Origin of the sequence: Nostoc sp. UCD121 (assembly GCF_014222285.1) — a bacterium.
Classification (GTDB): Bacteria; Cyanobacteriota; Cyanobacteriia; order Cyanobacteriales; family Nostocaceae; genus Nostoc.
On sequence record NZ_JACKZS010000074.1, the window covers coordinates 1 to 23,473 of the forward strand.

At 39.1% G+C, this 23,473-nt stretch carries 19 protein-coding genes and 2 pseudogenes; 19 read left to right on the forward strand and 2 right to left on the reverse strand.

What is annotated here, in order from left to right; genetic code table 11:
* Nucleotides 1-207 (forward strand): annotated as a pseudogene (locus tag GNF10_RS17020) (photosystem II q(b) protein); the annotation flags it as partial.
* A 401-nt stretch (nucleotides 208-608) separates the two neighbouring features.
* On the forward strand, nucleotides 609-2,372 hold the full coding sequence (locus GNF10_RS17025) for a Rieske (2Fe-2S) protein (RefSeq protein WP_185582361.1): 1,764 nt from the start codon (nucleotides 609-611) through the stop codon (nucleotides 2,370-2,372).
* Between the two features lie 38 nt (nucleotides 2,373-2,410).
* Here the strand turns inward: GNF10_RS17025 and GNF10_RS17030 are convergent, their stop codons facing one another.
* Both GNF10_RS17030 and GNF10_RS17035 read right to left on the reverse strand, forming a co-directional pair.
* Complete coding sequence (locus tag GNF10_RS17030) at nucleotides 2,411-4,546, reverse strand: ATP-binding protein (protein WP_311774174.1); 2,136 nt, start codon at nucleotides 4,544-4,546, stop codon at nucleotides 2,411-2,413.
* A 164-nt stretch (nucleotides 4,547-4,710) separates the two neighbouring features.
* Complete coding sequence (locus GNF10_RS17035) at nucleotides 4,711-6,468, reverse strand: DUF4157 domain-containing protein (protein WP_185582362.1); 1,758 nt, start codon at nucleotides 6,466-6,468, stop codon at nucleotides 4,711-4,713.
* A 411-nt stretch (nucleotides 6,469-6,879) separates the two neighbouring features.
* Here GNF10_RS17035 and GNF10_RS17040 point away from each other — a divergent pair, with 411 nt between their 5' ends.
* The 17 genes and pseudogenes from GNF10_RS17040 (at nucleotide 6,880) to GNF10_RS17110 (ending at nucleotide 23,468) form a co-directional block, all read left to right on the forward strand.
* Nucleotides 6,880-7,464: a DUF4255 domain-containing protein gene (locus tag GNF10_RS17040; protein ID WP_185582363.1), complete on the forward strand. Its 585-nt coding sequence runs from the start codon at nucleotides 6,880-6,882 to the stop codon at nucleotides 7,462-7,464.
* A gap of 14 nt (nucleotides 7,465-7,478) precedes the next feature.
* Nucleotides 7,479-8,117: a carboxypeptidase regulatory-like domain-containing protein gene (locus GNF10_RS17045; RefSeq protein WP_185582364.1), complete on the forward strand. Its 639-nt coding sequence runs from the start codon at nucleotides 7,479-7,481 to the stop codon at nucleotides 8,115-8,117.
* 39 nt (nucleotides 8,118-8,156) lie between these two features.
* A complete protein-coding gene (locus GNF10_RS17050; RefSeq protein WP_185582365.1) occupies nucleotides 8,157-9,602 on the forward strand; it encodes a phage tail sheath subtilisin-like domain-containing protein in 1,446 nt (481 codons plus the stop codon).
* A 91-nt stretch (nucleotides 9,603-9,693) separates the two neighbouring features.
* On the forward strand, nucleotides 9,694-10,794 hold the full coding sequence (locus tag GNF10_RS17055; RefSeq protein ID WP_185582366.1) for a phage tail sheath subtilisin-like domain-containing protein: 1,101 nt from the start codon (nucleotides 9,694-9,696) through the stop codon (nucleotides 10,792-10,794).
* 27 nt (nucleotides 10,795-10,821) lie between these two features.
* Nucleotides 10,822-11,262 carry a phage tail protein gene (locus GNF10_RS17060; RefSeq protein ID WP_185582367.1) on the forward strand — a complete coding sequence of 147 codons (441 nt, stop codon included), beginning with the start codon at nucleotides 10,822-10,824 and terminating at the stop codon, nucleotides 11,260-11,262.
* A 20-nt stretch (nucleotides 11,263-11,282) separates the two neighbouring features.
* Nucleotides 11,283-11,645: a hypothetical protein gene (locus GNF10_RS17065; protein ID WP_012408133.1), complete on the forward strand. Its 363-nt coding sequence runs from the start codon at nucleotides 11,283-11,285 to the stop codon at nucleotides 11,643-11,645.
* A 17-nt stretch (nucleotides 11,646-11,662) separates the two neighbouring features.
* A pseudogene (locus GNF10_RS39300) lies at nucleotides 11,663-11,797 on the forward strand (DUF6760 family protein); the annotation flags it as partial.
* Nucleotides 11,798-11,808: 11 nt separating this feature from the next.
* Nucleotides 11,809-12,291: a phage tail protein gene (locus tag GNF10_RS17070; RefSeq protein ID WP_185582368.1), complete on the forward strand. Its 483-nt coding sequence runs from the start codon at nucleotides 11,809-11,811 to the stop codon at nucleotides 12,289-12,291.
* Between the two features lie 74 nt (nucleotides 12,292-12,365).
* Complete coding sequence (locus GNF10_RS17075) at nucleotides 12,366-14,090, forward strand: hypothetical protein (RefSeq protein WP_185582369.1); 1,725 nt, start codon at nucleotides 12,366-12,368, stop codon at nucleotides 14,088-14,090.
* Nucleotides 14,081-14,743, forward strand: a complete 663-nt coding sequence (locus GNF10_RS17080; protein WP_185582370.1) for a LysM peptidoglycan-binding domain-containing protein — start codon at nucleotides 14,081-14,083, stop codon at nucleotides 14,741-14,743. The genes GNF10_RS17075 and GNF10_RS17080 overlap by 10 nt, the downstream gene beginning before the upstream one ends.
* Before the next feature lie 3 nt (nucleotides 14,744-14,746).
* Nucleotides 14,747-15,811: a phage late control D family protein gene (locus GNF10_RS17085; protein ID WP_185582371.1), complete on the forward strand. Its 1,065-nt coding sequence runs from the start codon at nucleotides 14,747-14,749 to the stop codon at nucleotides 15,809-15,811.
* The gene (locus GNF10_RS17090) at nucleotides 15,808-16,515 is read left to right on the forward strand and encodes a phage baseplate assembly protein V (RefSeq protein ID WP_185582372.1); all 708 of its coding nucleotides are present in this window, start codon (nucleotides 15,808-15,810) and stop codon (nucleotides 16,513-16,515) included. The genes GNF10_RS17085 and GNF10_RS17090 overlap by 4 nt, the downstream gene beginning before the upstream one ends.
* Nucleotides 16,515-16,901 (forward strand): GPW/gp25 family protein, encoded by a 387-nt coding sequence (locus GNF10_RS17095; RefSeq protein ID WP_185592259.1) that lies wholly within the window; start codon nucleotides 16,515-16,517, stop codon nucleotides 16,899-16,901. Before GNF10_RS17090 ends, GNF10_RS17095 begins: the two co-directional genes overlap by 1 nt.
* 6 nt (nucleotides 16,902-16,907) lie before the next feature.
* A complete protein-coding gene (locus tag GNF10_RS17100) occupies nucleotides 16,908-20,447 on the forward strand; it encodes a baseplate J/gp47 family protein (RefSeq protein WP_185592261.1) in 3,540 nt (1,179 codons plus the stop codon).
* Between the two features lie 56 nt (nucleotides 20,448-20,503).
* Nucleotides 20,504-20,737 (forward strand): four helix bundle protein, encoded by a 234-nt coding sequence (locus tag GNF10_RS38620; RefSeq protein WP_221645410.1) that lies wholly within the window; start codon nucleotides 20,504-20,506, stop codon nucleotides 20,735-20,737.
* Between the two features lie 204 nt (nucleotides 20,738-20,941).
* A complete protein-coding gene (locus GNF10_RS17105; protein ID WP_185592264.1) occupies nucleotides 20,942-21,889 on the forward strand; it encodes a baseplate J/gp47 family protein in 948 nt (315 codons plus the stop codon).
* Complete coding sequence (locus GNF10_RS17110) at nucleotides 21,870-23,468, forward strand: phage tail protein (RefSeq protein ID WP_185592266.1); 1,599 nt, start codon at nucleotides 21,870-21,872, stop codon at nucleotides 23,466-23,468. Before GNF10_RS17105 ends, GNF10_RS17110 begins: the two co-directional genes overlap by 20 nt.
* Nucleotides 23,469-23,473: the final 5 nt, after the last annotated feature.

A 23,473-nucleotide genomic window follows, 5' to 3' on the forward strand; every position in this document is an offset into this window, starting at 1 on the left:
ATGGCGTTCAACTTGAACGGTTTCAACTTCAACCAATCAATCATTGACTCTGAAGGTCGTGTGATTGCAACTTGGGCTGATGTAATCAACCGCGCTAACCTCGGTATGGAAGTAATGCACGAGCGTAACGCTCACAACTTCCCTCTAGATTTGGCATCTGCTGAATCTGCTCCTGTTGCTCTTACCGCTCCTGTTATCAACGGTTAATTCTCAAGCATTAACTCAATTAGCTAAATAAGAAAGCGCTCTCCCACTTCGGGAGGGCGCTTTTAATTTAAGTTAGCGACGATAGATGAAGTATTTACTGGATACCTCTCTAAGAATTATGGGAGTTCATCGGAAAATACTAAAAGCTGAAACCTCAAAGATTCAGCAGTATGGCTAGAGCAGCAGTCTAGTAGAAGATATTGACAAATCAGGCAGAGTATATAATATTTTTAACCCGCCTGGGCGGGTTTCGTCTGTGTAGACGCGGTTTCTAACCGCCCTTCTAACGTTAAGTTGACTGATTCTAAAGTTAACGAAAATTAGAATGCACAAATGCTCAAACCTGAAAAACTTTGTCAGAGTAGAAATAAGGGTTTTGACATTTACCTATGTGCAATTAAATGACTCAAATATTTGAAGGTGCAACTAAAACAGACGATTATATCCGTGTTGCTCAACTTGCAGAAATTCAGGCAGCAGGCAGTTTATTAGTCCACAAGCAAAAGCACACCATTGCTTTGTTTTATTCAAACAATACAGTTTATGCAATTGATAACCGTTGTCCTCACATGGGCTTTCCCTTACAAGGAAGCACTTGCAAAGATGGTATTGTTACCTGTCCTTGGCATTACGCCCGTTTTGATCTTGCTAGTGGTGGAACGTTTGACTCGTGGGCAGATGATGTTCCTTGTTTCCCAGTAGAAATCCGTGATGGTGAAGTTTGGGTAAATTTAGCGCCACTAGTTAACCCTCATAGCCACCACTCCCAACGTCTGCAAGACGGTTTAGAGCAGAATATTTCTTTAGTGATTGCGAAATCAACGCTTGCACTGTTAGATATAGGGGTGAATCCGACAGAACCATTTCTCATGGGGCTAGAATTTGGCACTCGTTATAACAAAGCAGGTTGGAGTACAGGTTTGACTATCCATACCTGCATGATGAATCTACTACCTTATCTTGATGTAGAAGACAAACCCCGTGCTTTATTCCACGGACTGTCAGCAGTAGCTAATGATAGTGCAGGTGCGCCACCAGAGTTTGTCGTTCACCCATTACCCAACTCGAAAGTAGATTTTGCGACTCTCAAAAACTGGTTTCGCCAATTTATTCAGGTACGGGATGCTGAAGCGGCACAAAGATGTTTAGTCTCTGCTATTCGTTCAGGAGCTAATTCAAAGCAAATAGCAGATATGCTGTTCTGTGCTGCTACGGATCGTCGCTATCTTGATGTTGGGCATACGCTTGATTTTATCAATAAAGCATTAGAAGCACTTGATGCTATAGCTTGGCAAGCAGCAGAATCAATTCTGGCTAGCCTAGTTTCGGGTTTAGCCAATGCCTCCCGGATGGAAGAATCCAATTCTTGGCGCTACCCTGTAGATTTGGTGGCAATATTAGAGTCGGCTTTTGAGCAATTACCGACTGTATTAAGTGTGGGCAAATCTCGACAAGGAAGTTGGTCACAAACAGATGAACTAGTACCAATTTTACTGGGTGAAGACCCACAAGCGATCGCAGACTCGCTGTTGAATGCACTGGAAGCAGGTTGTACCGAAGAACAATTAGCTGGTGTAGTTACTTATGCAGCAGCATTACGAGTAGCTCGTTTCCATACCAATAATGACTTTGGAGATTGGAATTCAGCCCACCATCCATTTACATTTGCAAATGCCGTACATCAAGCTTTACGAAGAGTACCAACAGTCGAAGTGCTAAGAGGTGTGTTTGATGCAGCGATGAGTGTGTATTTAAATCGTTTTTTGAATGTCCCACCAGCACGCCTGCCAGAACCTAAAGACACTGTGGAAAATCCCGAACAATTACTCCAGCAGCTACCAGATTTATTAAACCGTCAGCAGCAAGTAAACCAGACAGGGCAATTAGTTGCTAACTATTTATATAGTGGTGGTAGTGCTGAAAAACTGATGGCAAAACTGGGGAAATTGATGTTGCGAGAAAACCGCGATTTTCATGTCATTCAAGAAATAGAAGCTGCTTTTCGTCAGTATTCTTTCCTCGGTCAAACTTCGGCTGGAATTCATATACTAGTGGCTGCATCTCGGTATTTAGCTGCTCATTCTCCGACAATGCGATCTCAAGGACAAACTTATCAAATTGCAGAACGTTTACATCAGGGCGATCGCTTATTTGAGGAATCGTGACCGAAAATTAGATGCGTTTGCTCTGTGTGATAGTGGAATCAACGCAAATCTACATATTGACCTAAATCTTTATCTCTGAGAACTTGTCCCATTTTCTGATACTCCCGACGTAACGCTCGAATTAAATGTACCATCTCAATTACTCCCCCATCATCTGCTGCTAAAAAAGCTGCTGTCAGCGCAATATAGCGAATATTAGCCCCTGTAATCTCAAAATTTTGTGCCAATAATTCTAAATCAAGATTGGGACTACAGGGGGCATTTTTGGGAAAAATTCTCTGCCAAATTAAGTGACGATTTTTTGTATCTGGTAAGGTAAATTCGATAATAAATCGGAGTCGCCGCTCAAAAGCTTCGTCTATATTGTTACGGAGATTTGTAGTTAAAATTGCAATACCTTCATACTCTTCCATTTTTTGCAACAAATAACCTACTTCAATATTGGCGTACCGATCGCGGGCATCTTGCACTTCAGAACGTTTGCCAAACAAGGCATCGGCTTCATCGAAAAAAAGGATGGCATTAGAATTAGTTGCAGCAGTAAAAATGCGATTGAGGTTTTTCTCTGTCTCACCGATGTATTTACTAACTATTTGAGACAAATCAATTTTGTAAAGGTCTAATTGCAGTTGATGAGCAATCACCTCTGCTGCCATAGTTTTACCTGTACCGGAAGAACCAGAAAACAGAACATTTAGACCTTTACCTAAAGATAGGCTATCTGCAAAACCCCATTTTTGATGTACTAAATTGCGGTATTCTGCTTCTTTGCAAATATCTTGTAGTTGTGTTATTTGGTTGGGGTGCAATACAATATCATCCCAGGTGTATTTCGGTTCGATTTTACGGGCGAGGGTCGCTAAATCGTGACCTGATTGAGCGCGAGCTGCACTACATAAGTTTAAAAATGACGGTAGTGGTTTTTCTGTTTTGAGGTCGCTAATTTGTTGCCAACGGGCGGTATTATAGGCAGTAGCGACAGCATCGGCAATTTGGTCTGGAGTTAGAAGAAAGCGATCGCTCAACACATCTAACTCTCGATCCTCAACAGTTATCTGGGCTGCTTTTAGGTGAGTTTGCCAGCATTCTCGGCGTTGACTAGACTCAGCAACTGTAAAGGAAACTGTAATTAACCCGGTTGCACCCGTCGCTGTGGGTATCCAATTTTGCACTCCTGAGAGAATAGTAATACCTATATTTTTCTCTAGTTCTCTGAGGAAGGATTGATAGGAAATTTGATGATCTTGAAGGTAGAGAATATCGAAGTTGTGGAGATACAGCAAACGATTAAAAAACCAGGCTTCTCGCCATAAAAGTTCTAGTTTTTCCTCAAAGTTGGCTTTATCCTCTACCAACTTTGCTAAATCGGCAACTAACAAGGGAACTTCCAAAGCTTTAGCAAGTATTTGAGCGGTGTGGCGTTTACCCGTGCGATCGCTCCCTTGAAAATAGAGCAGTAGGGATTGTTGTTTCTGCCAGTCTTCTCTCAATAAGGCTTCTAATGCTGTTTGTACATCTGCCTTGAGATATAAAGTATCGAAATATATGGTTGGTTCTAGTAGTTGACAACAAGAAATTAGTCGGGAATCTAACCCCGGTTGATGCAATAGTAATCTCACCACTTGGGAGTCGAGTATTAGACGATGAGAAAGAAGTGTAGATTGCTGCTGATGAGGTTCTGGGCAGAGATGGAGCAAACGATGGTAAATTAGGGGTGAGTTAGTAGTAAAATGCTTACGTCGTGATAGCTTTTCAGGAATGTTAGAACAGAGCAAGTTTAAGACCATATCTACTGTAGGTCTTTTGTTACTCATATCATCTTGGAGATAGCCATAAACTCGTTCATAGTGACGATCTAATTCTGGTGCTAGGGAAATAGCGAGTATATCCAAGTCAAAGCTAGATAAACCAAAAGTATTTTGCAACCATGCTAAGAGCGAATCTGACCGAATTGTAATAGACGATTGCTCTGATGAGATTTCAGTTTGTTTCAACCATGAAACTTCGACTTTTACCTCAACTTTTTCCTGGGTTTGCAGAGCGAAAATTTCTTGTTTAATTAACCAATCTAATCGTTGCAGCAGAGGTTGCAACCCATTTAAATCAGGACTAATTTCTACTGCTTGGGAGATGGGTTTGGTAAATATCTGCGCTCCTGCGGCTATCGAATCCACTGGATATTCCTTGGGTGATATATGAGAATGGAGCAGAGTTTTTGGGCAATCGAACTTTTTTGAGTTGAGAAATTAGGCGATCGCACTGGGGTAAGTGCAAGTGTGATTGCTGGGTTTCATTCCTCAACCCAACCTTGTATCTTAAAGGAAATAGTAGATTACGATTATCCATCACCATTCAAATCTTTTAGTGCTTGTTTCATTTGTTGGATGTCTAAAATCAATCCAAAATCTGTTCCAAAACGATAATTTTCGATTCCATTTGGGAGTTGCTTCAAGAGGAGGGAAATGTTGCGTTTGTAATGGAACTCCTGAATCTGGTGTTTGAAGGTTTGCTCTGGTTTTTGAGTACCGTACATGGCAAACCACCACGTTTGGCGATCATAATTGGTCATAGACATACCCGCTGCACTTTCCAGTGATACATTATCACCGCCATCTTTCATAATCACGCCAGCCCAGTGGAAGTTCCATCCCAATGAATTATTTTTAGGACTGCGTAATGTTTCATGGTAATTGCCGCCAATATCGGGGTTTTTGTTGCCGCGCTCTCGGGCTACTTCTCCGCCTATCAGCTCGCTGACGCACTGAGCGCAATCATTGGGGAGCGCGATAGCACGCGGATAAGCATTTTCACGATTCACAAATGCGTGGAATTTGACTTGAACCTTAGCTATATCTGTAGTCATGGTTTCTAGACTTTCGTGATTTTCATATTCAAGCGTGACTTGTGCTAGCTCCATAAACAGTAAGTCATGCCGATATGGTGCAGCACGACACCATTTATTGAGGCGCATACCGATGATCCCTTTTCTGCTTAACTTTTTGCGCCAGTTGGGATCATGGCTTATTTCATTGGCAAAATCGTTTTTGAACTCTTCCAGATCTTCTTCGACCCGGCGGAGTTCTTGCATATAGCTTTCATGCTTTGACTTCAGCATTTCGTCATCATCCCCCATGGTCGGCTGCAAGTCTTGTTCTTCAGCCGTTGTTGTGCGGGGATTTAAACGTGGTTCAACACGATAATAAGTGGTATTGCCGCCGTAATTTTTAGCCACGCCTTGGTGTAATAAGTATTTGCTACCTTTAATATCGAGTGCCAAATTGGATGTGGTAAATTGAGTGGCTGTTGCATAGACATCTTTTTGTCCTTCCCAGACGATATTCATATTTTCTGAAATGCGATTGGAATCAACCTGAAAGAAACCTTGTATGGGCGCATTGCTTGGCGGCGATGCGTGCAGTTGCAATTGCCTTCTTGGTAAGCTATGGCTGGCGCTCATAGCCTTAGCTCCCATCACATCTGCTTCATGCTCCAGCCCCTTATCATCATTGATTGAAATCCCACTTTTCATCTGCCTAGTCGGCTTTACGTGGCCCTGCGCCTGCTGGACGATGTGCCAAGCTTCATGAGGTAAATGCTGCTCTTGTCCTGGTGCAACATAAATATCCGTCCCTTGGGTGTAGGCTAACGCTTGCAACTCAGCGGGTTTAGAGGAATTGTAGTGAACCTTCACGTCATCTATCACCATTCCAGAGAGATTTTCTATCCCGGCTTTCAGGTTATCTGGTAATCCCGTTCTGTTTTCTGGTTGTACCTCAGACATTCCAACATCGTCATTTCCCTTCGCTTGGATGGGTGCATCCACCTGCCCAGCATCATCCCACAGCTGCGCGGAAATACCTTGAAATTCAGGAACCCACTGGGTTTGCTTCCCTGCCAAAATATTTTGTGTTGACCTTGAACCGATCGCACTCTCTAACTCCTGTCTCTCATCCCCACTCACGCTATTTGGGTCTTGTTGCACTCTCTGCACAACTGAAGACAATGATCCATAACTGGGACTAGAGGCAATCTCTTTACTTATTGGCGTTGATGGCAGCAAGGGTGCAACTTTTTGAAATATTTGTTTTTGGTACATGGTTCGTCTCCGGCATTCGGTTAGGGATTGCTATAAAAAATAGTGATCACACATACTTAAGTGTTTATGCTGGTTACAAAATTTCAGTATTTATTGTATTCAGTAATACTAGACTAAAATATTACATTTTTATTCTAAAGCACGGAGCAAAACTCAACCCAGTTTTGAGCGCCGCAGCAAGATTCTGCAACGTTAAGTTCCTTCTTTTAAATTTAATCAATCGATTTTAGCAGACTTTTCCTAAATTACAGTTTTTGCAAATATTACTAATAGTTACAAGAATATTGACATTAACTAATGTATATTTTATTCATAAGGCTAGTAACTGGTTGTATTATTTTCAACTATCAGTTATTTTCTTTCATAAGCTTTCAAAATGAACAGTGTCATAAAACGAACATTGTTTAGATTATGTTAGATGGTCTAGACACTACCTTAGAATTGCTACTGAAGCGAGAACTTCCACCTGATGTTCCTTCAGGAGACACAGAGGTGTTTATCAGTTTTGTTACGCCTTATCAAGGAGCAATTAAAAAAAAACCAGCAATTAATTTATTTCTTTATGATGTGCAGGAGAATCTGGAGTTACGCAGCAGTGCTTGGTCAGTGGAACGCCAAACTAATGGCAGAGCAATTAGAAAACGTCCCCCAGCTAGGGTAGATTGTTCATATCTAATTACTGCTTGGCCACAAAATGAAGAGGATGTCCAGACAGAACATCAACTTTTAGGAGCAGTGATGAAAGTGTTGCTGCGACATCGAAAACTTCCCGAACCCTTGATTGCAGATAACTTAGAAGGACAAGAACTTCCTTTAAGACTAATTAGTTTACGTCCCAGTAACTTACAAAGTTTTGGGGAATTTTGGCAAGCAATGGGGGGAAAAGAAGGAACTAGACCCAAGGTTGTCTTGCATTGTACTGTCACTATCTCCGTTCCTGTGGATGAAGCAGGGGAAGAAGCGGGACTGGTGGGAGTTCATCAACCAAACTCTTAGTTTCAGGAGTAGCGATGCTCGAACTATCTATAGTTAACCAACAAATAGCGATCGCGGGTAAAGTTTTGCAAGTAGAAACCCAAAAGAATATTTCTGGTGCAATAGTTGCAATTATTGAGATGCCAGAAAAATTCCGAGCTATTTTATCTCTAAAAGCACTGCAATACGGTTCAAAATGGGAAAAAATGCCTGAGCGTCCTGACCGCAAAATTACCAGCAATGATGGTTATTTTTACTTTACTAATTTGCCCCCTGGGGAATATCTTCTAGAAGCATCGTTACCTACCAGCCCAACTCGATACAACGAAGTCAGAAAAGAAGCTCAAGTATCTTCCCTTATCAATGGCAGAATTCCGACGACGATGGCGGATATTGTGCTTTCACCCACGGGAATTAAAGGAAAAATTACTGATGCAAACGATCCAAAAAAGGTGATTACAAATGCAAAATTACAGATCCAAGATAGTGGAGATAATACCATTAGTGACCAACAAGGTAATTATCGCTTAATCGAATTAGAATCACCAAAATCTGGTGAGCGTAACATCACAATGATTGTCTCTGCAACAGGTTATCAGCAAGTTTCCCAGTCATTAAATATTCAGCGCGGTCAAGTAATTACAGAGCAGAATTTTGCTCTAAAACCCAAATAAATATTTACTATTTTTCGAATATATCAAGGAACTAATGAAATGCCAACCTATCTTTCGCCAGGTGTTTACGTCGAAGAAATAGCTTCCGGTTCTGCCCCAATTGTCGGAGTTGGAACCAGTATTGCTGCTTTTATTGGCACGATTCAAGCTAATGCTTGGTCATCAACTAATACTAATAACACCTCAGTTAAGTCTGTGGGTAGCTCTACAAGCCCAGTTGAGATTGGTGAAGGTAAAGGTGGAAACCAAAAAAATTATTCTTTATTATCAGGTGATTATCCACTAGTAACCACAGTGGGTACTTATGGCTTCTTCGTTGGTGGGAATCCTGTTAATTTAGATGATACAAACCCTATTACCAATAGCGATGCAGAAAAATCTGCAACCGTAAAATTTAAAGATGCAATTACTTCAGGGGAGAAAATTACCGGATATTACCAAGTTCAACTACCTATAACAGTAATTCCCAGCGATCCTAATATTGCTCAAGAAGGGGAAATTAAATTAATCACAAACTTTAGTGAATTTAAGAAATTTTTTGGTGACTTTTTACCACCTACAGGTGATACCCAAGGACAAAATACCTTAGCTCATGCAGTTTATGGTTTTTTCAGAAATGGTGGAACTCGTTGTTATGTCACCTGGATATCTGGAGAAAATAAACTTGCTGGTGTTTTAGATGCGTTTGAAGCTATTGATGAAATCACTATCATTGCTGCACCAGGAAATTTAGCCCTCAGAGATGATATCAAAGACCATGCGGAAAAACTTGGCGATCGCATTGCGATTCTCGATAGTCTAGATACCATCGACCTTAGCAGTACAGGAGTTGTGAATACCCTTAAACCCTTCAACTCTGCCTATGCAGCCTTGTATTTCCCGTGGATTCAAGTTTTCGATCCTGCCAGCAATAGCAATATTTATATTCCCCCAAGCGGTCATATTGCAGGAGTTTATGCACGGGTTGATGGACAAAGGGGAATACACAAAGCCCCTGCCAATGAAACTATTTTGGGAGCCTTAGATTTAAAATATAATCTCAGCAAAGCCAAACAAGATGGGCTTAATCCCGATGGAATTAACGTTATTCGCAAATTAAACGGGAATATCCGCGTTTGGGGTGCGCGTACCTTGGGTGGAGATGCAAATGCAGAGTTCAAATACGTCAATATTCGTCGGCACTTTAGTTACCTGCGAGACTCCATTGATAAAGGGACTCAATGGACAGTTTTTGAACCCAATACTCCCGAACTCTGGGCAAAAATCCGCCGCAATATCAGTGCTTTTTTATTAATAGAGTGGCGCAAAGGTGCATTATTTGGCATAACACCCCAAGAAGCCTTTTATGTGAAATGTGATGCCGAAACCAACCCCCCAGAAGTGCGGGATTTGGGTCAAGTTATCACAGAGATTGGCATAGCAGTCGTGAAGCCGGCAGAATTCGTGATTTTCCGTCTGAGTCAGTGGACTGGGACGGGAACGTAGGGAATGGGGGATAGGCAAATAGGCAATAGGCAAATTTTCTTACTCCCCACTGACAAATGACGAATGACAAATGACAAATGACAAATGACAAATGCCGACTTTAGAGCCAAAAATACCCGGTATCTCTTTAAACTATGTTGTTCCTACTCCAGAACCTGAGTTACTAACAGGTGTTCCGGTATTTTTTGGTCTGGTTACAGAGGAAGTGAAAGAACCAAAAAAGCTAACCTTGGCGACGCATTTTCAGCAGTATTTTGGTCAAGCTAAAGGATATTTAGCAGATGCAATCAAAGGATTTTTTGAAAACGGAGGTCGTCTTTGTTATGTTATAGCCTTATCTAACAATACTCTTGAGGCTCTCCAAGAAGGTTTAGAGACAAGCGAAGTCTTAGAAAATGTTGATTTAGTTTGTGTTCCCGACATCATGCTTGGTTCAGATCCGGAAGTGATTCAGATGCAGCAAGCTATTTTAAAACATTGCGAGCAGATAGGCGATCGCTTTGCCATTCTTGATGCTTTGAATGATTTAGGAAAACTAAATGAGCAACGCCAACGAATTTCTAGCCACAACGGGGCATTATATGCACCTTGGCTAAAAGTAGAATTTCGCGTCAAGCCTATTCCTCCCTGTGGCCATATTGCGGGAATATATGCAAGTTGCGATCGCACAGTCGGGGTACATGGCGCACCTGCTAATATTCCACTTGCAGGGGTATTGGATCTCAGTTTTTCCGTCACTCCCACAAACCAAGAACAGCTGAATCCAAAAAACAAAGCGGGAGTCAATTGTATTCGTAGCTTCCAAGGACGAGGTATGCGAGTGTGGGGAGTGCGTACCCTCAGCCCAATCGCTGAATGGCAATATGTAAACGTGCGTCGCTTATTTCTCACCTTTGGACGCTGGGTGAATCGTAACTTAGCCGATACAGTCTTTGAACCCAACGCTTTTCCTTTATGGGTGCGACTGCAAAGGGAATTAAGCGTTTATTGTGAATCTTTATGGCGACAAGGTGCTATCCAAGGTGCTTTGCCCCAAGAGGCATTCTATGTCAAATGTGATTCCGAAACGAATCCCCCTGAAAATCGAGAAATGGGACAAGTAATAGCAGAAGTTGGTTTAGCTCCCACTATTCCAGGAGAATTTATTCAACTTTTAATTGTTCAAAGTAGTAGCGGAATTACACTTACTTAATTCAAATTTATTGTAGGAGATTCTTTTATGCCCACAATTTCTAATCCCCACGACCCATACAGTGGTTATAATTTCTGGGTGGAATGGGATGGTATTGTTCATGCTGGGTTTCGTGAATGTAGCGGTTTAACTGCGACTCGTAAAGCAGGAACTTATCGGGAAGGAACAGATAAAGTATTAAGCCAACGTCAAATTCCCGGTCTTAATACTTATGGCAATATTACCCTAAAACGGGGGATTACCGATAATAAAGAACTGTGGGAATGGCACAAAAAATTACAAAATGGTGAGACAGACCGACGTAATCTTTCCATTATTCTAGCTAACGATCAAGGGGAAGAAAAAATTCGTTGGAATTTAGAAAATAGTTGGCCTACTACTTGGAATGCTCCAGATTTTAATGCTACCTCAGACGAAGTAGCGATAGAAACTCTGGAACTAGTTCATGAAGGTATTACCATTGGTTAATATTTCCTTTCAGTAAAATCATGCAGCAAACTGAATTTCCTTTTATCTTGCCTCAAGGATATCTCGACTCGGAAGGTAATACTCACCGTGAAGGCATTATGCGCCTTTCAACTGCTTATGATGAAATTGCCCCCATCCGAGATCCAAGGGTGCAGAAAAATCCTGGTTATTTGGTGATTATTCTCTTAGCAAGGACGATAGTTCAACTAGGAACATTAGACCAAATTAATACCAAAATAATTGAGGGTTTATTTTCAGGAGATTTAGTCTATTTACAGGATTTTTATCAAAGGATTAATCAAAACGGCCATAGTCGTCTGCGGGTAGCGTGTCCCCACTGTGACGGAGAGTTTGAAGTGGAAACTATTCCCGTGGGGGAGTAGTTTGCTACCCCACAGAACGACTGCTGGAGGAGGTAGCTTACCTTGCCTACAATTTTCATTGGTCTTACGAACAGATTATGACAATGGAACATCGAGAACGTCAGCAGTGGGTGACGCAGGTAGCACAAATTAATCAGCGACTTAGCGATTGAGCAAGAAAGAAATGAATCCCAAACTTATCGCCCTAAATGCAGCTTTAGCCGCAGGTTCAACAGCCAGTTTACTAGGACATGACCCATACATGGCTTATAACTTTGCTGTGGAAATTGGAGGAGTTGTTATTGGTGGTTTTAGCGAAGTTAGCGGTTTAAGTAGTGAAATTGAGTTGGAATCTTATCAGGAAGGAGGCTTAAACGATTTTGTTCACAAATTTCCCAAACATACTACCTATCCAAATTTAGTTTTGAGTCGAGGTTTAGTAAATATTGATTTGTTTTATATCTGGTATAAAGCAACTAGTCAAGGGTGGATTCAGCAATTGAATGGTACGATTCTCTTACTTAATGATCAGCAAATTCCGGTGATGTGGTGGACTTTTAAAAAAGCATATCCCGTTAAGTGGCAAGGGCCAACTTTTAACGCTAGTAGCGACGCAATTGCTGTTGAAAAAATTGAGTTAGTACATCAAGGAATTTCTAAGTTATAGGGAATAGGTAAGTAGGCTCTTATATTTGTACTCAGCTTAGTAGTAAAAATCGCATAGGAGTTTTATGTTGGCTCATGGCAAATTTATCCAATTGGCAAGATTCACTTGATGAGGGGTTAGTAAACCGCCTGCATCGTCCCTTACGTCAACCGGGAATGATGAAAATGGCTATGGTTCAGCGTATTATTAATCGTTGCGATCGCTTTTTAAATCGTTTACCTCTTTTGACTCAACAAATGCAACGTTGGGGTAATACTAATACCCTATCATCGGAGTCTATGCCGATTGTTTATGCACAGCCTGTTTCATTAGCAAAAGAACAAGTAGTAGATAATTTACCAACCGTCTCTCAAGTTGAGCCTTCTGCTAATATCATTCAAAGAAAATTAGATTCTTCTCAATCTTTACCAACTAGAGAAGTTAATAATACTATCCCCGTCCCAAATCTCACACAATTCTCAAGTTCGGATGTTGCGGATGAAACAACCCAATCTTTAACTTTAGAAACACAAAGTAATAAAACCTCTATATCTTCATCTGAAGTTCCAGTAGTTTTAACAAAACCAATTGATGAACAATTGCCAAAAATAGCAGAAATGACGTTAGCAGATTTGACAGAATTGCAAACAATTCTATCTAACAGTGCTGAATCAAATCTCAATCAACTATCTAAACCAATTGTAGATGCCACCTCTATCTTTTCACCAAAAACTCCTGTAGTTTCGACAAAACCAATTGCTGAACAATTACCAAAAATAGCAGAAATGACGTTAGGAGATTCGACAGACTTGCAGGCATCTTTGCCTAATAGAGCTGAACCAAATTTTAATCATCCATCTCAATTGATTGTAGATTCTCCCTCTGTCTTTTCATCAGAAATTCCCGTGGTTTTGCCACAACCCATCACCGAGCAATTGCCACATATAGGAGAAATGATGTTAGGAGATTTGACAGACTCACAAATATTTCCGCCTAATAACGCTGAATCCAATCTCAATCACCCATCTCAACCGATTGTAGATGCTACCTCTGTCTTTTCACCAAAAATTCCTGTAGTTTCCCCACAACCCATCACTGAACAATTGCCACGTACAGCAGAAATGCCGTCATCACAGGAATTTACCAGCCTTCCTGATACAAAACTACCTCTTATTCAAGCAAAATTCCAGAATTATTCTAGACCACAGATATCTGTTCCTATTGTTAATAATTTAAATAATTTAGCTGACCGACAACAAACACAAACAGACAATTTAAGTTCAACCAAGCACGAAAACTTAATATCTCAAATCTCCTCAAAGACACTTCCCATCGTCACTGCTCAACCAATAAATCCTCAAGTTAATTTGACTAAGCAGGAAATATCATTTGCTCTCAATTCACCAGCTTCTCAAAATAAACCTGTACCGACCCTCGATACACAACCTGTTGCTATTTCTACCCCACAAATTAATCACAAACAAAACACATCTCCCCTTCCCCTTGTCTCTGTAAGTTCTGCAAGTAACCTATCTTTAAAAGCTCAATCTTTGCCTTTACCTGGAGCTAAAAATACCCCATCATCAAAGAGCAATAGCCAACAATCGCACCTATCGAACCGCAATTCAATATCAAATACGGATTCTTCATCACCTCCTATAACTTTCGCCAGTCCTGTATCACCAATAGAAACCTCAGTTTCACCAATAGCAACTCAATCCAATATTGACGTTGATGCTATAGCTAGTCAAGTTGAACGCAAACTAATGCGACGGTTGGTCATTGAAAGTGAACGCAGAGGAAAAAATCGATGGCACTAGAGAAATTAACTATCAAAGCCGAAAAAAATAACCCAGGAGACTTTGCTGATAAATTTAAAGTCCTTTTTAACCCTAATCAAGTGGAAATTGTCAAAACAGGCTGGTCAATGGGAGATTATGGCCCAGTTGCATCTAAAGAATTAACTAAACTCAGTCTTGATTTGTTCTTTGACACCACATTGATGGGATTTCCCGCAGAAAATGTCCAAAACTATACCCGCAAAATTTTTAGTTTGACTCAGCCTCGCATTGGCAAAAATCCCAAACGTCCCCCTCGTTGTCAACTGATTTGGGGAACTATATCAGGTAAAGATAGCTTGTTATTACCTGATGGTTTTTTAGAAAGTGTCACCAAGAAACTGACTCATTTTCTCGAAGATGGTACACCTGTCAGAGCCACCTTAAACTGTCAATTTAAGGAGTGGAAAGAACCGAAAAAAAAGGCAAAGATTGCTAATCCTATTGATGATCCTGTGAGAATCGTTAAACGAGGAGAAACTTTAAGTAGTATTGCTACTGAAGAATATGGCGATCCGGCTCTATGGCGTGTAATTGCGGCAGAAAATCGCTTAAACAATCCTCGTATATTAAATCCCGGAACTGTGCTGACGATTCCTCCTTTGCGAATTAGTAGCCTGACTCAGAGGAGTTAAACCATGCCAAGTGATGCTTCATTATTAAATCCTAATGTCAAAATTTTGATTCAAAATAAACCCTTACCCCCAGAAATAGAAGCTGATTTAGTATCAGTTTTAGTATCTGAGGATTTGGAAGCACCTGGTATGTTCGAGCTGCAATTAGTTACTTGGGACTTATTAAAACAAGAAATGACATGGGTAGATGACAAATTATTTGATGTTGGCAATGAAGTAGAAATTCAGATGGGATACGAACAAGAACTGAAAACTCTCATGGTGGGGGAAATTACGGGATTAGAGCCAGAATATACCCAGGATGCAGCACCCATATTAGTGGTACGTGGTCATGATTTACGCCATCGTTTGTTGCGAGGTAGCCACACAAAATCCTTCCTAAAAATTAAGGATAGTGAAATTGTCAGTCAAATTGCTAGAACTAGGGGACTTACAGCAAAAGTTACTGATAGTAAAGTAAAGTTAGAATATATTTTGCAGCATAATCAGACCGATTGGGACTTTTTAAAAGAGAGAGCTAAACGTATTGGTTATGAGGTTGCGGTGGAGCAAAAAACTCTCTATTTCCGTCCCCATAATAACGCTAAGGCTAAAGTTTTAACTCTAACTTATGGAGAAGATTTACAAGAATTTTTTCCCCGCTTAAGTACTATGAATCAGGTACAACAGTTAGAAATAAAAGGTTGGATTCCTAAAGATAAAAAAGAGGTATTGGGTAAGGCAGTAGTAGGAAAAGAAGGTGGTACAATGGCAGGTTCAACTTCCGGGACAAAAGCAACCAAAAAAGCCTTTGGTGAATCGAGCTATACGATTGTAAATCAACCTGTATCAAGTAAAGAAGAAGCCGATAGCATGGCATTGGGACAATTTCAGGATATGGCGATCGCCTATATTTCTGGTGAAGGAAGTTGTCAAGGCAATCCCAATTTACGCGCTGGAAAAGTGATTGAAATTGTTGGACTTGGTAAAAGATTTAGCGGGTTTTATTACATTATAAGCGCAGAACATACTTATTCAAAAAATCAGGGTTACAAAACTTCATTTACAGTGAGGAGAAATGCTACATGAACGGACTTGATATTCTAATATCTAATAATCAAAATAATCATTTCTACGGCGTAACTATTGGTATAGTTACTAATAATAAAGATCCAGAAAAATTAGGAAGAATCAAAGTAAAATTTCCTTGGCTATCTTTAGAGGAAGAAAGTTACTGGGCTAGAATTGTAACTCTAATGGCAGGTAATGGTCGGGGTATTTATTTTTTGCCAGAAGTTGATGATGAAGTTTTGGTTGCTTTTGAACAAGGTGATATGAATTTTCCTTATATTCTTGGTGCTTTGTGGAATGGTAAAGATAAACCACCAATAACAAATGAAGATGGGAAAAATAATCAACGAGTTATTAAATCTCGAAGCGGCCACATGATTGTTTTAGATGATACTGACGGAAAGGAACAGATTATTATTCAAGACAAGACTGGGAAAAATAAAATTGTGATTAATTCTAAAGACAATAAGATGAATATTCAAGTTGAAAAAGATTTAACTATTGAAACCAAAGGGAAAATTACCTTAAAAAGTAGTGATGATGATATATCCATTGAATGTAAAAATTTACGAATAAAAACCAAACAAAATTATCAATTAGAAGCAGGTGCAAATTGTACAATTAAAGCTAAATCTAAATATGAATTGGAAGCACAATCTGGTTTAGGAATTAAATGTACGGCTGGAGTGAAAATAAATGATGGCTCGTTGGAAGTGATGTAATGGAGATTGATTTTTTAGGTGTGGGATGGACTTTACCTGTCCAACTTGATGAAAATGCTCAAATTAAAGTGGCACGTTATGAAGATGTTGTGTGTCAATCAATTTGGATGATTCTCAGTACTGCCAAAGGAGAACGGGTCATGCGCCCTGATTTTGGCTGTGATATTCACGAAAAAGTATTTTCTCCTAATAGTTTAGGAACGGTTGGGCAAATTGTTAGTGATGTGCAAGATGCTTTAATTGAATGGGAACCTCGTATTGATGTTTTAGATGTAGATGCCATTCCCGATCCTAACCAACCAAATGTAATTTTAATTCAAATAAATTATCAAGTTCGAACTACGAATAATATTTTTAATTTGGTTTATCCTTTTTATTTACAGTAATTTTTTATGGCTTCTTTCCCTCCCAAAATAGACCAGCGTACCTATGAGGAAATTGTTCAGCAAACCGAGAATTTAGTAGAGCAATATACCGCCTGGAAACCTGCACCTGGAGAGAAAACTGATGCTGGCAGAGCATTAATTCGCATCTTTGGGCGGATGGTAAAATTAGTCAGCGATCGCATCAACCAAGTTCCAGAGAAAAATTTTCTGGCTTTCCTTGATTTAATTGGCGGAGAACTCAAACCACCTCAGCCTGCTAAAGTTCCTTTAACCTTTTATTTGGCACAAGGAAGCCCCACAGATGGGTTAGTTCCTTCTCGTACTCAAGTTTCAGCACCACCAGCAGAAGGTGCAGACGAAGAAATCGTGTTTGAAACGGATCGAGAGTTGGTTGTCACAACAACGCAATTACAAGCAGTATTCCTGCGCGAACCCAATCAAGATAAGTATAGCGATCTCTCTGAGATGCTTTCCTTGGAGCGCACTTTGGTAGCAACAGGACAACAAAATGCAGCTTTCTTAGCTTTGGAAGGCGATCGCTCTATTACCCATTCTCTTTATATAACTTGTCCCAAAATTTTTGCTTTACCAGAGTTAAAGGAACTACAACTAATTATCACTACCAATAATGCGGCTGAAAGTGTCAATCAATTACAAAATTTACCGCTTAATTGGTCTTATTGGGATGGTTATCAATGGCAAGCCAGTCAAACTCTTAGCCAAAGTCAGAACAATAATCAATCAACTATTACTTTTGCCAATTTACCTATTCCGGCTCCTTATGAGCTTCAAGGAAAAACAGCAAGATGGTTGCAAGCCAGTTTAAATAATATATCTTCTCTATTCGGAAATTTACCTCAAGTTAGCAATATTCAAGGTAGTATCAATATCAAGCAATCTAACTTAATTCCTGAAATTTGCTTATTTAATACGACTCCTTTAGAGCTTACTAAAGATTTTTATCCCTTTGGTGAACAGCCCGAACTTAATGATACATTTTATATTGCTTTAGACGATACATTTATTAAGCCAAATGTAACTATTAGTATTGATATAACTTTAACTCGCAAACCTGCAAATACAAATGACTTAAAAATTGTCTGGGAAATTTCTAACGGTCAAGTATGGCAAGAAATAGCAGATAAAAATAATCAACTAAAATGGATAGCAAAATCATCAGCAATTCAGTTTACTGAAAAAGATCCTATCCAGGCGAAGTTACAATTTCCTAACGCAGAAAATATACCTTTTCCTAGCACTGTAAATGGAGAAACTCGTTATTGGATTCGCGCTCGGATTACTCAAGGTCATTATGGTAAAGCCGCAGATGAGCGAACATATCCTGTTTATGATGACTTGGCAGTTCTGAGAAAGGAATTCAAACAAGGAAACAACGTAATTGAAGTTGATACTTTAGATTTATTTAAAGAGGGTGATAAAATTCGTATTCTTCCTTATACTGGAGGCTTTCCAGAAGAAAATAAAATTACAAAAATCATTACAGAGAATAATAGTCTGAAGCTAGAAACCGGAGTTTTGAACACCACATTAGGGGTTGGGACGCGAATTATGCGTAAGTTAATTATCACAGAGACGATTCCTCCAACTTACGATCCACCTCTGATTAAATCATTAAAATTAAGCTACGAATTTACTCTGACAGAAAAAGCTATTTATTTTGCTGAGAATGATTTTACCTATTCTCATCCAGAAAATTTGACTACACAATCTTTTCAACCTTTTACACCTACCATAGATCGAGAACCAACCCTCTATCTGGGATTTGATAAATCATTTAATAATAAAACCGTTACTCTTTATGCACAGTTTGAAGCTCCATCACCAAATGAATTATCTGCTGAAATTACACAAAAAACTGTCCTAGTATTAACAGTAAATACTGGAGAAAAAACGCTGCAAATTGCTGATATAACTGGTTGGCAAACAGGCGACTGCTTCCAAATTCAGAACCCACTCAACCCTAAACAATATGATAACTATATTATTAGTAATATTAGTAAAAATCTAGTTACCACTAATAAACCTCTGCAACAAAATTATCCTCAGAACACTCCAGTGATTCGCCCCCAGCAACCCCAATTAGTTTGGGAATATTCTAGTCCTCTGAGTTGGCAACCATTAGGAGTAGAGGACGAAACTCAAGCATTTTCGCAACCAGGTTTAATTAAATTTATTGCTCCTGCAGACTTTAGCCCTAGAGAAAACTTTGGGAAAAAACTATATTGGTTGCGAGTGCGTTGGGTGTCAGGTAATTTTCGGGTTAAACCTCGTCTACGCCGCTTGTTAACTAATACTACGTGGGCCATTCAGGCAATTAGTCTCCGAGAAGAAGTATTAGGTTCAAGTAACTATGATCCAAATCAGGTTTTTATTGCTAATAATATTCCCATTTTGATGGGACAGCAGTTAGAAATTCAAGAAGGACAAATTCCCCTCAATGTAGAATCTCATCGTATCAAGGTAATTAAAGATAATTTGGGAGAAATTGATGAAGTTTGGGTATTTTGGCAGGAAGTAGCAGATTTCTACGGTTCTAGTGCGAGCGATCGCCATTACACTTTGGATCGACAAACTGGCGAAATCCGCTTTGGAAACGGACAAGCCGGGATGATTCCCCCCAGAGGACGTAATAATATTCGACTGTCTTTTTATCAGACTGGAGGAGGTAAACAGGGGAACGTCGCTGCACAAACCATTAGCCAACTGAAAACTACCATTCCCTACATCGATCGGGTAATTAACCTGGAAGCAGCAGCAGGGGGGGCGCAACAAGAAACTTTAGATCGCCTCAAAGAACGAGTACCAAAGCAACTACGTCACCGCGATCGTGCTGTCACTCTTGAGGACATAGCAGATTTAGCTTACGAAGCTTCTACAGATGTAGCTAGAGTCAAAGTAGTTACACCAGATTTATTGACGGCTGATTTTAGCCCTCTCAATGAAAAACTTTGGCTTGATCCGACTAAACCAAATGTGCTATTTGAAGATAGTCTCCGGGAAAAGTTGCAGACAATTAATGCTACCGAAGCAGATAACTTTGAAAAAATGATGCGGGAAATTAACCGCCGTGCAGGACAAGTTAAGCTGATGATTCTGCCCTTTAGTAGCGATCGCCAACCAACCCCTAGTTTAGCTTTACTAGAGCAAGTCGAAACTTACATTCGTTCCCGTTGTGCGGGGACAGTAGATTTAGTGGTTACAGCCCCAAAATGGCGAGAAGTCACCGTAACTGCAACTATCACTCCTGTATTGATCGAAGATGCAGACATAGTGAGAAACATTGTTAGACAAAACTTAGAAGCCTTTCTCCATCCCTTAACTGGGGGGACAGGGGAAGGTTGGCAATTTGGACGCTACCCGCAAAAATCCGATTTTTACGCCATTATTCAATCCATTACGGGAGTAGATCATGTTAATTCCCTAGAGGTGGAATTACCTGCAACAGAAAGCAAGTCATTACTAAGTGCTGATTCTTTAATTTATTCTGGCAATCACAACGTTAAGGTAGAGGGCAATAAGGGATAGGGAATGGGGAATGGGGAATAGGCAATAGGTTCGTGAATACAAGGAAGGAGTGAAACATGTCAGATATTCGGGATTTTAAAGACTTAACAATTTGGCAAAAAGGTATGGAAATTGCTGAAAAATGTTATTTATTAACTAAAAATTTTCCTAGAGATGAACTTTTCGGAATGATTCAACAAATAAGAAGAGCATCTGCTTCTATTCCAGCCAATATTGCGGAAGGCTATGGTAGAAGATCGCCTGGAGATTATGCGAGATTTTTAAACATCAGTCAAGGCTCAATTAATTAATTACAAACTCATCTTCTTCTATCTTCCCGAGTAGGGTTATGCACTGTAAAAGATATAGAATTGATTCTTCAACATCTTAAAGAAGAAGCTAAAAGGATTGTTTCTCTTATCAAAAATTTAAAAAATTAAAAACTATTCCTTATTTCCTACTCTTTATTCATAATTTCCTATTGCCTCTTCCCTATTCCCTCCTCCCCTCTAATTATGACCTTACCCTTACCCAATCTTGACGATCGCACCTATGCCAACTTACTAGAAGAGGCAATTTCTCAGATTCCGCTTGAATACCCAGAATGGACGGATCATAATCCTACAGATACGGGAATTATTCTGATTGAATTATTGGCATGGTTAACAGAAATGGTTCTCTATCGAGTTAATGAAATTCCTGATGAGAATTATGCTAGTTTTTTGAGTTTACTTAAAGGAGAGGAATGGAATTTACCCATTAATATTTCTAGCCAAGAACGACAAAATATTTTGCAATCAGAAATTCAGAAGACTTTATTAGAAGTACGCAAAATTTATCGAGCCGTTACCCCAGAAGATTTTGAGAAATTAGTACTTATTGATTGGAATCAATCAGAAGATGCTGATAACTTAAAAATTGCCAGAGTTAAATGTTTAGCACAACGAAATTTAGAGTCAACATCTGGTAACTTTGCTAAAGGACATATTAGTTTAGTAGTTGTTCCTGAAGATAATGAAATAAATCAAGTAAATAAATATGAACTATTATTTAAATTCCTCGACGATCGCAAACTTTTAACTACCCGTCTGCATATCTTAGAACCTGAGTATGTATCCATATCTATAGAAGCAGAATTAGTGCTTCAGGATGGCGCACAAGCAGAAGCAGTTAAAAAACAGGCAGAAAAGGAAGTCAAGACATTTTTTGCACCCTTGCGATCGCAAAAATATTGGCAGGGAAAAGGATGGCCTTTTGGCCGGAGTGTTTATCTATCAGAATTATATAAATTATTAGATGACTTAGAAGGTGTAGATTATGTTGAAAATCTGCAAATTAAAGATAAGAATAATAACTCTAAATCTGAAATTATTTTAGCAGATAATCAGTTAGTTAAAATCAATCTCACAGACAGTAAATTTACAATATTGGTAGAAGTTGGTAATGAACGTAAAAAAATCTGAATCAGTTAGCACCTATTATCAATATTTACCAGCAATTCTCCAAAAAGATGTTTTTATTGCTCAGTTGTTGCTGTCATTTGAAAAAATTCTTAGTGGATTAAATGAAACTCCGAGTCAAGAGCAAATTATTACAGCCAAGACTCAAAACATACCGGGATTAGAAGAAATTATTGATAATATTCATGTTTATTTCAATCCTCAACATACTCCAAAGGAATTTTTACCTTGGTTAGCGGGTTGGGTAGCCTTGAGTTTACGGGATGATTGGGAAGTAGAGGTAAAAAAAGCATTTATTCAACAAATTGTCCGCCTATACGGTTTGCGAGGAACAAAAGCAGGATTAATCGAAATTTTGAGTATTTATTTAAAAAATTCAGGATTTGGAGAAAAAGTTGAAGTATTCGATCAATTTGATAATTTTCCGAATTATTTTCAAGTTCAACTAACCTTAAAAGACCGCGATCCTGATAAGTATTGGCGACAGGCTAAAATTGCTAAAGCAATTATCGATAGAGAAAAGCCGGCACAGACATTTTATTCCCTAAAAATTCTTGTGCCAACGATGCAGCTAACTCAGCGATCGCACGTTGCTTATAATTGTAAATTATTTGCACCTCCACAAAATCAAACCTTTGCTATAGAAGTCACAATTACTCCCAACAAAACTAATAGTATTCCAATTAATCAATTAGCGGAACAGCTAGTTATTCAGATCCAAGGAAACTCGAAATCAATTACTCCTTACTTCCTAGAAACAATTATTAGTAATCAATCATTTTCAATTAAACTAAATTTAAATTATCAGCATTTACAAGACAACTTAACAGGTTTCAATGTTATATTGTCAAACCGAACCGATAAACAGTTCGTAGGTAATTTAACTATCAATCTGTATTTTTCAATTAATCAAATTGAATATAAAAATACACTCCTAGAACAACCTATAAATTTATCATCAGTCCTGAAAATTTGTCGTGAAAATGAGAAAAAAGAAATTGTTGCAGGAAATACAATTTTTAAACAAAATAGTCAGCCACAACAATCGGGAATGAAGCTGACAGAAACTATATGGACTAAACCTTATAATTTTCTAGTGTTTGATCCACCTAAAATTCAAGAGTTACAGCCTGATATAACTGCGATTATTGAAAAACTGGAACTTGCAGCAATTGTAGAGGTTTCCCAGCCAACTAACATTAACTTAGACATACTAAATAAAATCACAGTTTGCCTTCAAGATGATGTTTCAGAATTTTATTTATTGACACCAGAAACTGTCAAACAAAATAATACAATTAGAATTAAACGTACCCTCTACTACCAACAGTTTATGCAAACTATAGATAAACTTATAGTGACAGTCAAAAACCTCAATAATCTTGATATTGCTGGTAAAGTAACTGTTCAAGCTTCCTTAAATATTAATCAGCGTTTATCTACGTATAAGCTACTAGAGCAAACCTTTAATCTCACAGCCGTTTCTCCCTATAATATTTTACAAATTTGCCGTAAAAATGAGGAAGGTAAAATTGTTTCTGGTAATACCATTCTAGGAACAACTAGTCAATCATTGAACTAAATTCA

Coding starts and splice junctions, on each gene's coding strand:
- GNF10_RS17090 (WP_185582372.1), top strand. CDS start 15,808: ATGAACGGACTTGATATTCTAATATCTAATAATCAAAATAATCATTTC.
- GNF10_RS17035 (WP_185582362.1), bottom strand. CDS start 6,468: ATGTACCAAAAACAAATATTTCAAAAAGTTGCACCCTTGCTGCCATCA.
- GNF10_RS17080 (WP_185582370.1), top strand. CDS start 14,081: ATGGCACTAGAGAAATTAACTATCAAAGCCGAAAAAAATAACCCAGGA.
- GNF10_RS17075 (WP_185582369.1), top strand. CDS start 12,366: ATGGCAAATTTATCCAATTGGCAAGATTCACTTGATGAGGGGTTAGTA.
- GNF10_RS17060 (WP_185582367.1), top strand. CDS start 10,822: ATGCCCACAATTTCTAATCCCCACGACCCATACAGTGGTTATAATTTC.
- GNF10_RS17065 (WP_012408133.1), top strand. CDS start 11,283: ATGCAGCAAACTGAATTTCCTTTTATCTTGCCTCAAGGATATCTCGAC.
- GNF10_RS17045 (WP_185582364.1), top strand. CDS start 7,479: ATGCTCGAACTATCTATAGTTAACCAACAAATAGCGATCGCGGGTAAA.
- GNF10_RS17040 (WP_185582363.1), top strand. CDS start 6,880: ATGTTAGATGGTCTAGACACTACCTTAGAATTGCTACTGAAGCGAGAA.
- GNF10_RS17070 (WP_185582368.1), top strand. CDS start 11,809: ATGAATCCCAAACTTATCGCCCTAAATGCAGCTTTAGCCGCAGGTTCA.
- GNF10_RS17050 (WP_185582365.1), top strand. CDS start 8,157: ATGCCAACCTATCTTTCGCCAGGTGTTTACGTCGAAGAAATAGCTTCC.
- GNF10_RS38620 (WP_221645410.1), top strand. CDS start 20,504: ATGTCAGATATTCGGGATTTTAAAGACTTAACAATTTGGCAAAAAGGT.
- GNF10_RS17025 (WP_185582361.1), top strand. CDS start 609: ATGACTCAAATATTTGAAGGTGCAACTAAAACAGACGATTATATCCGT.
- GNF10_RS17100 (WP_185592261.1), top strand. CDS start 16,908: ATGGCTTCTTTCCCTCCCAAAATAGACCAGCGTACCTATGAGGAAATT.
- GNF10_RS17055 (WP_185582366.1), top strand. CDS start 9,694: ATGCCGACTTTAGAGCCAAAAATACCCGGTATCTCTTTAAACTATGTT.
- GNF10_RS17085 (WP_185582371.1), top strand. CDS start 14,747: ATGCCAAGTGATGCTTCATTATTAAATCCTAATGTCAAAATTTTGATT.
- GNF10_RS17110 (WP_185592266.1), top strand. CDS start 21,870: ATGAACGTAAAAAAATCTGAATCAGTTAGCACCTATTATCAATATTTA.
- GNF10_RS17095 (WP_185592259.1), top strand. CDS start 16,515: ATGGAGATTGATTTTTTAGGTGTGGGATGGACTTTACCTGTCCAACTT.
- GNF10_RS17105 (WP_185592264.1), top strand. CDS start 20,942: ATGACCTTACCCTTACCCAATCTTGACGATCGCACCTATGCCAACTTA.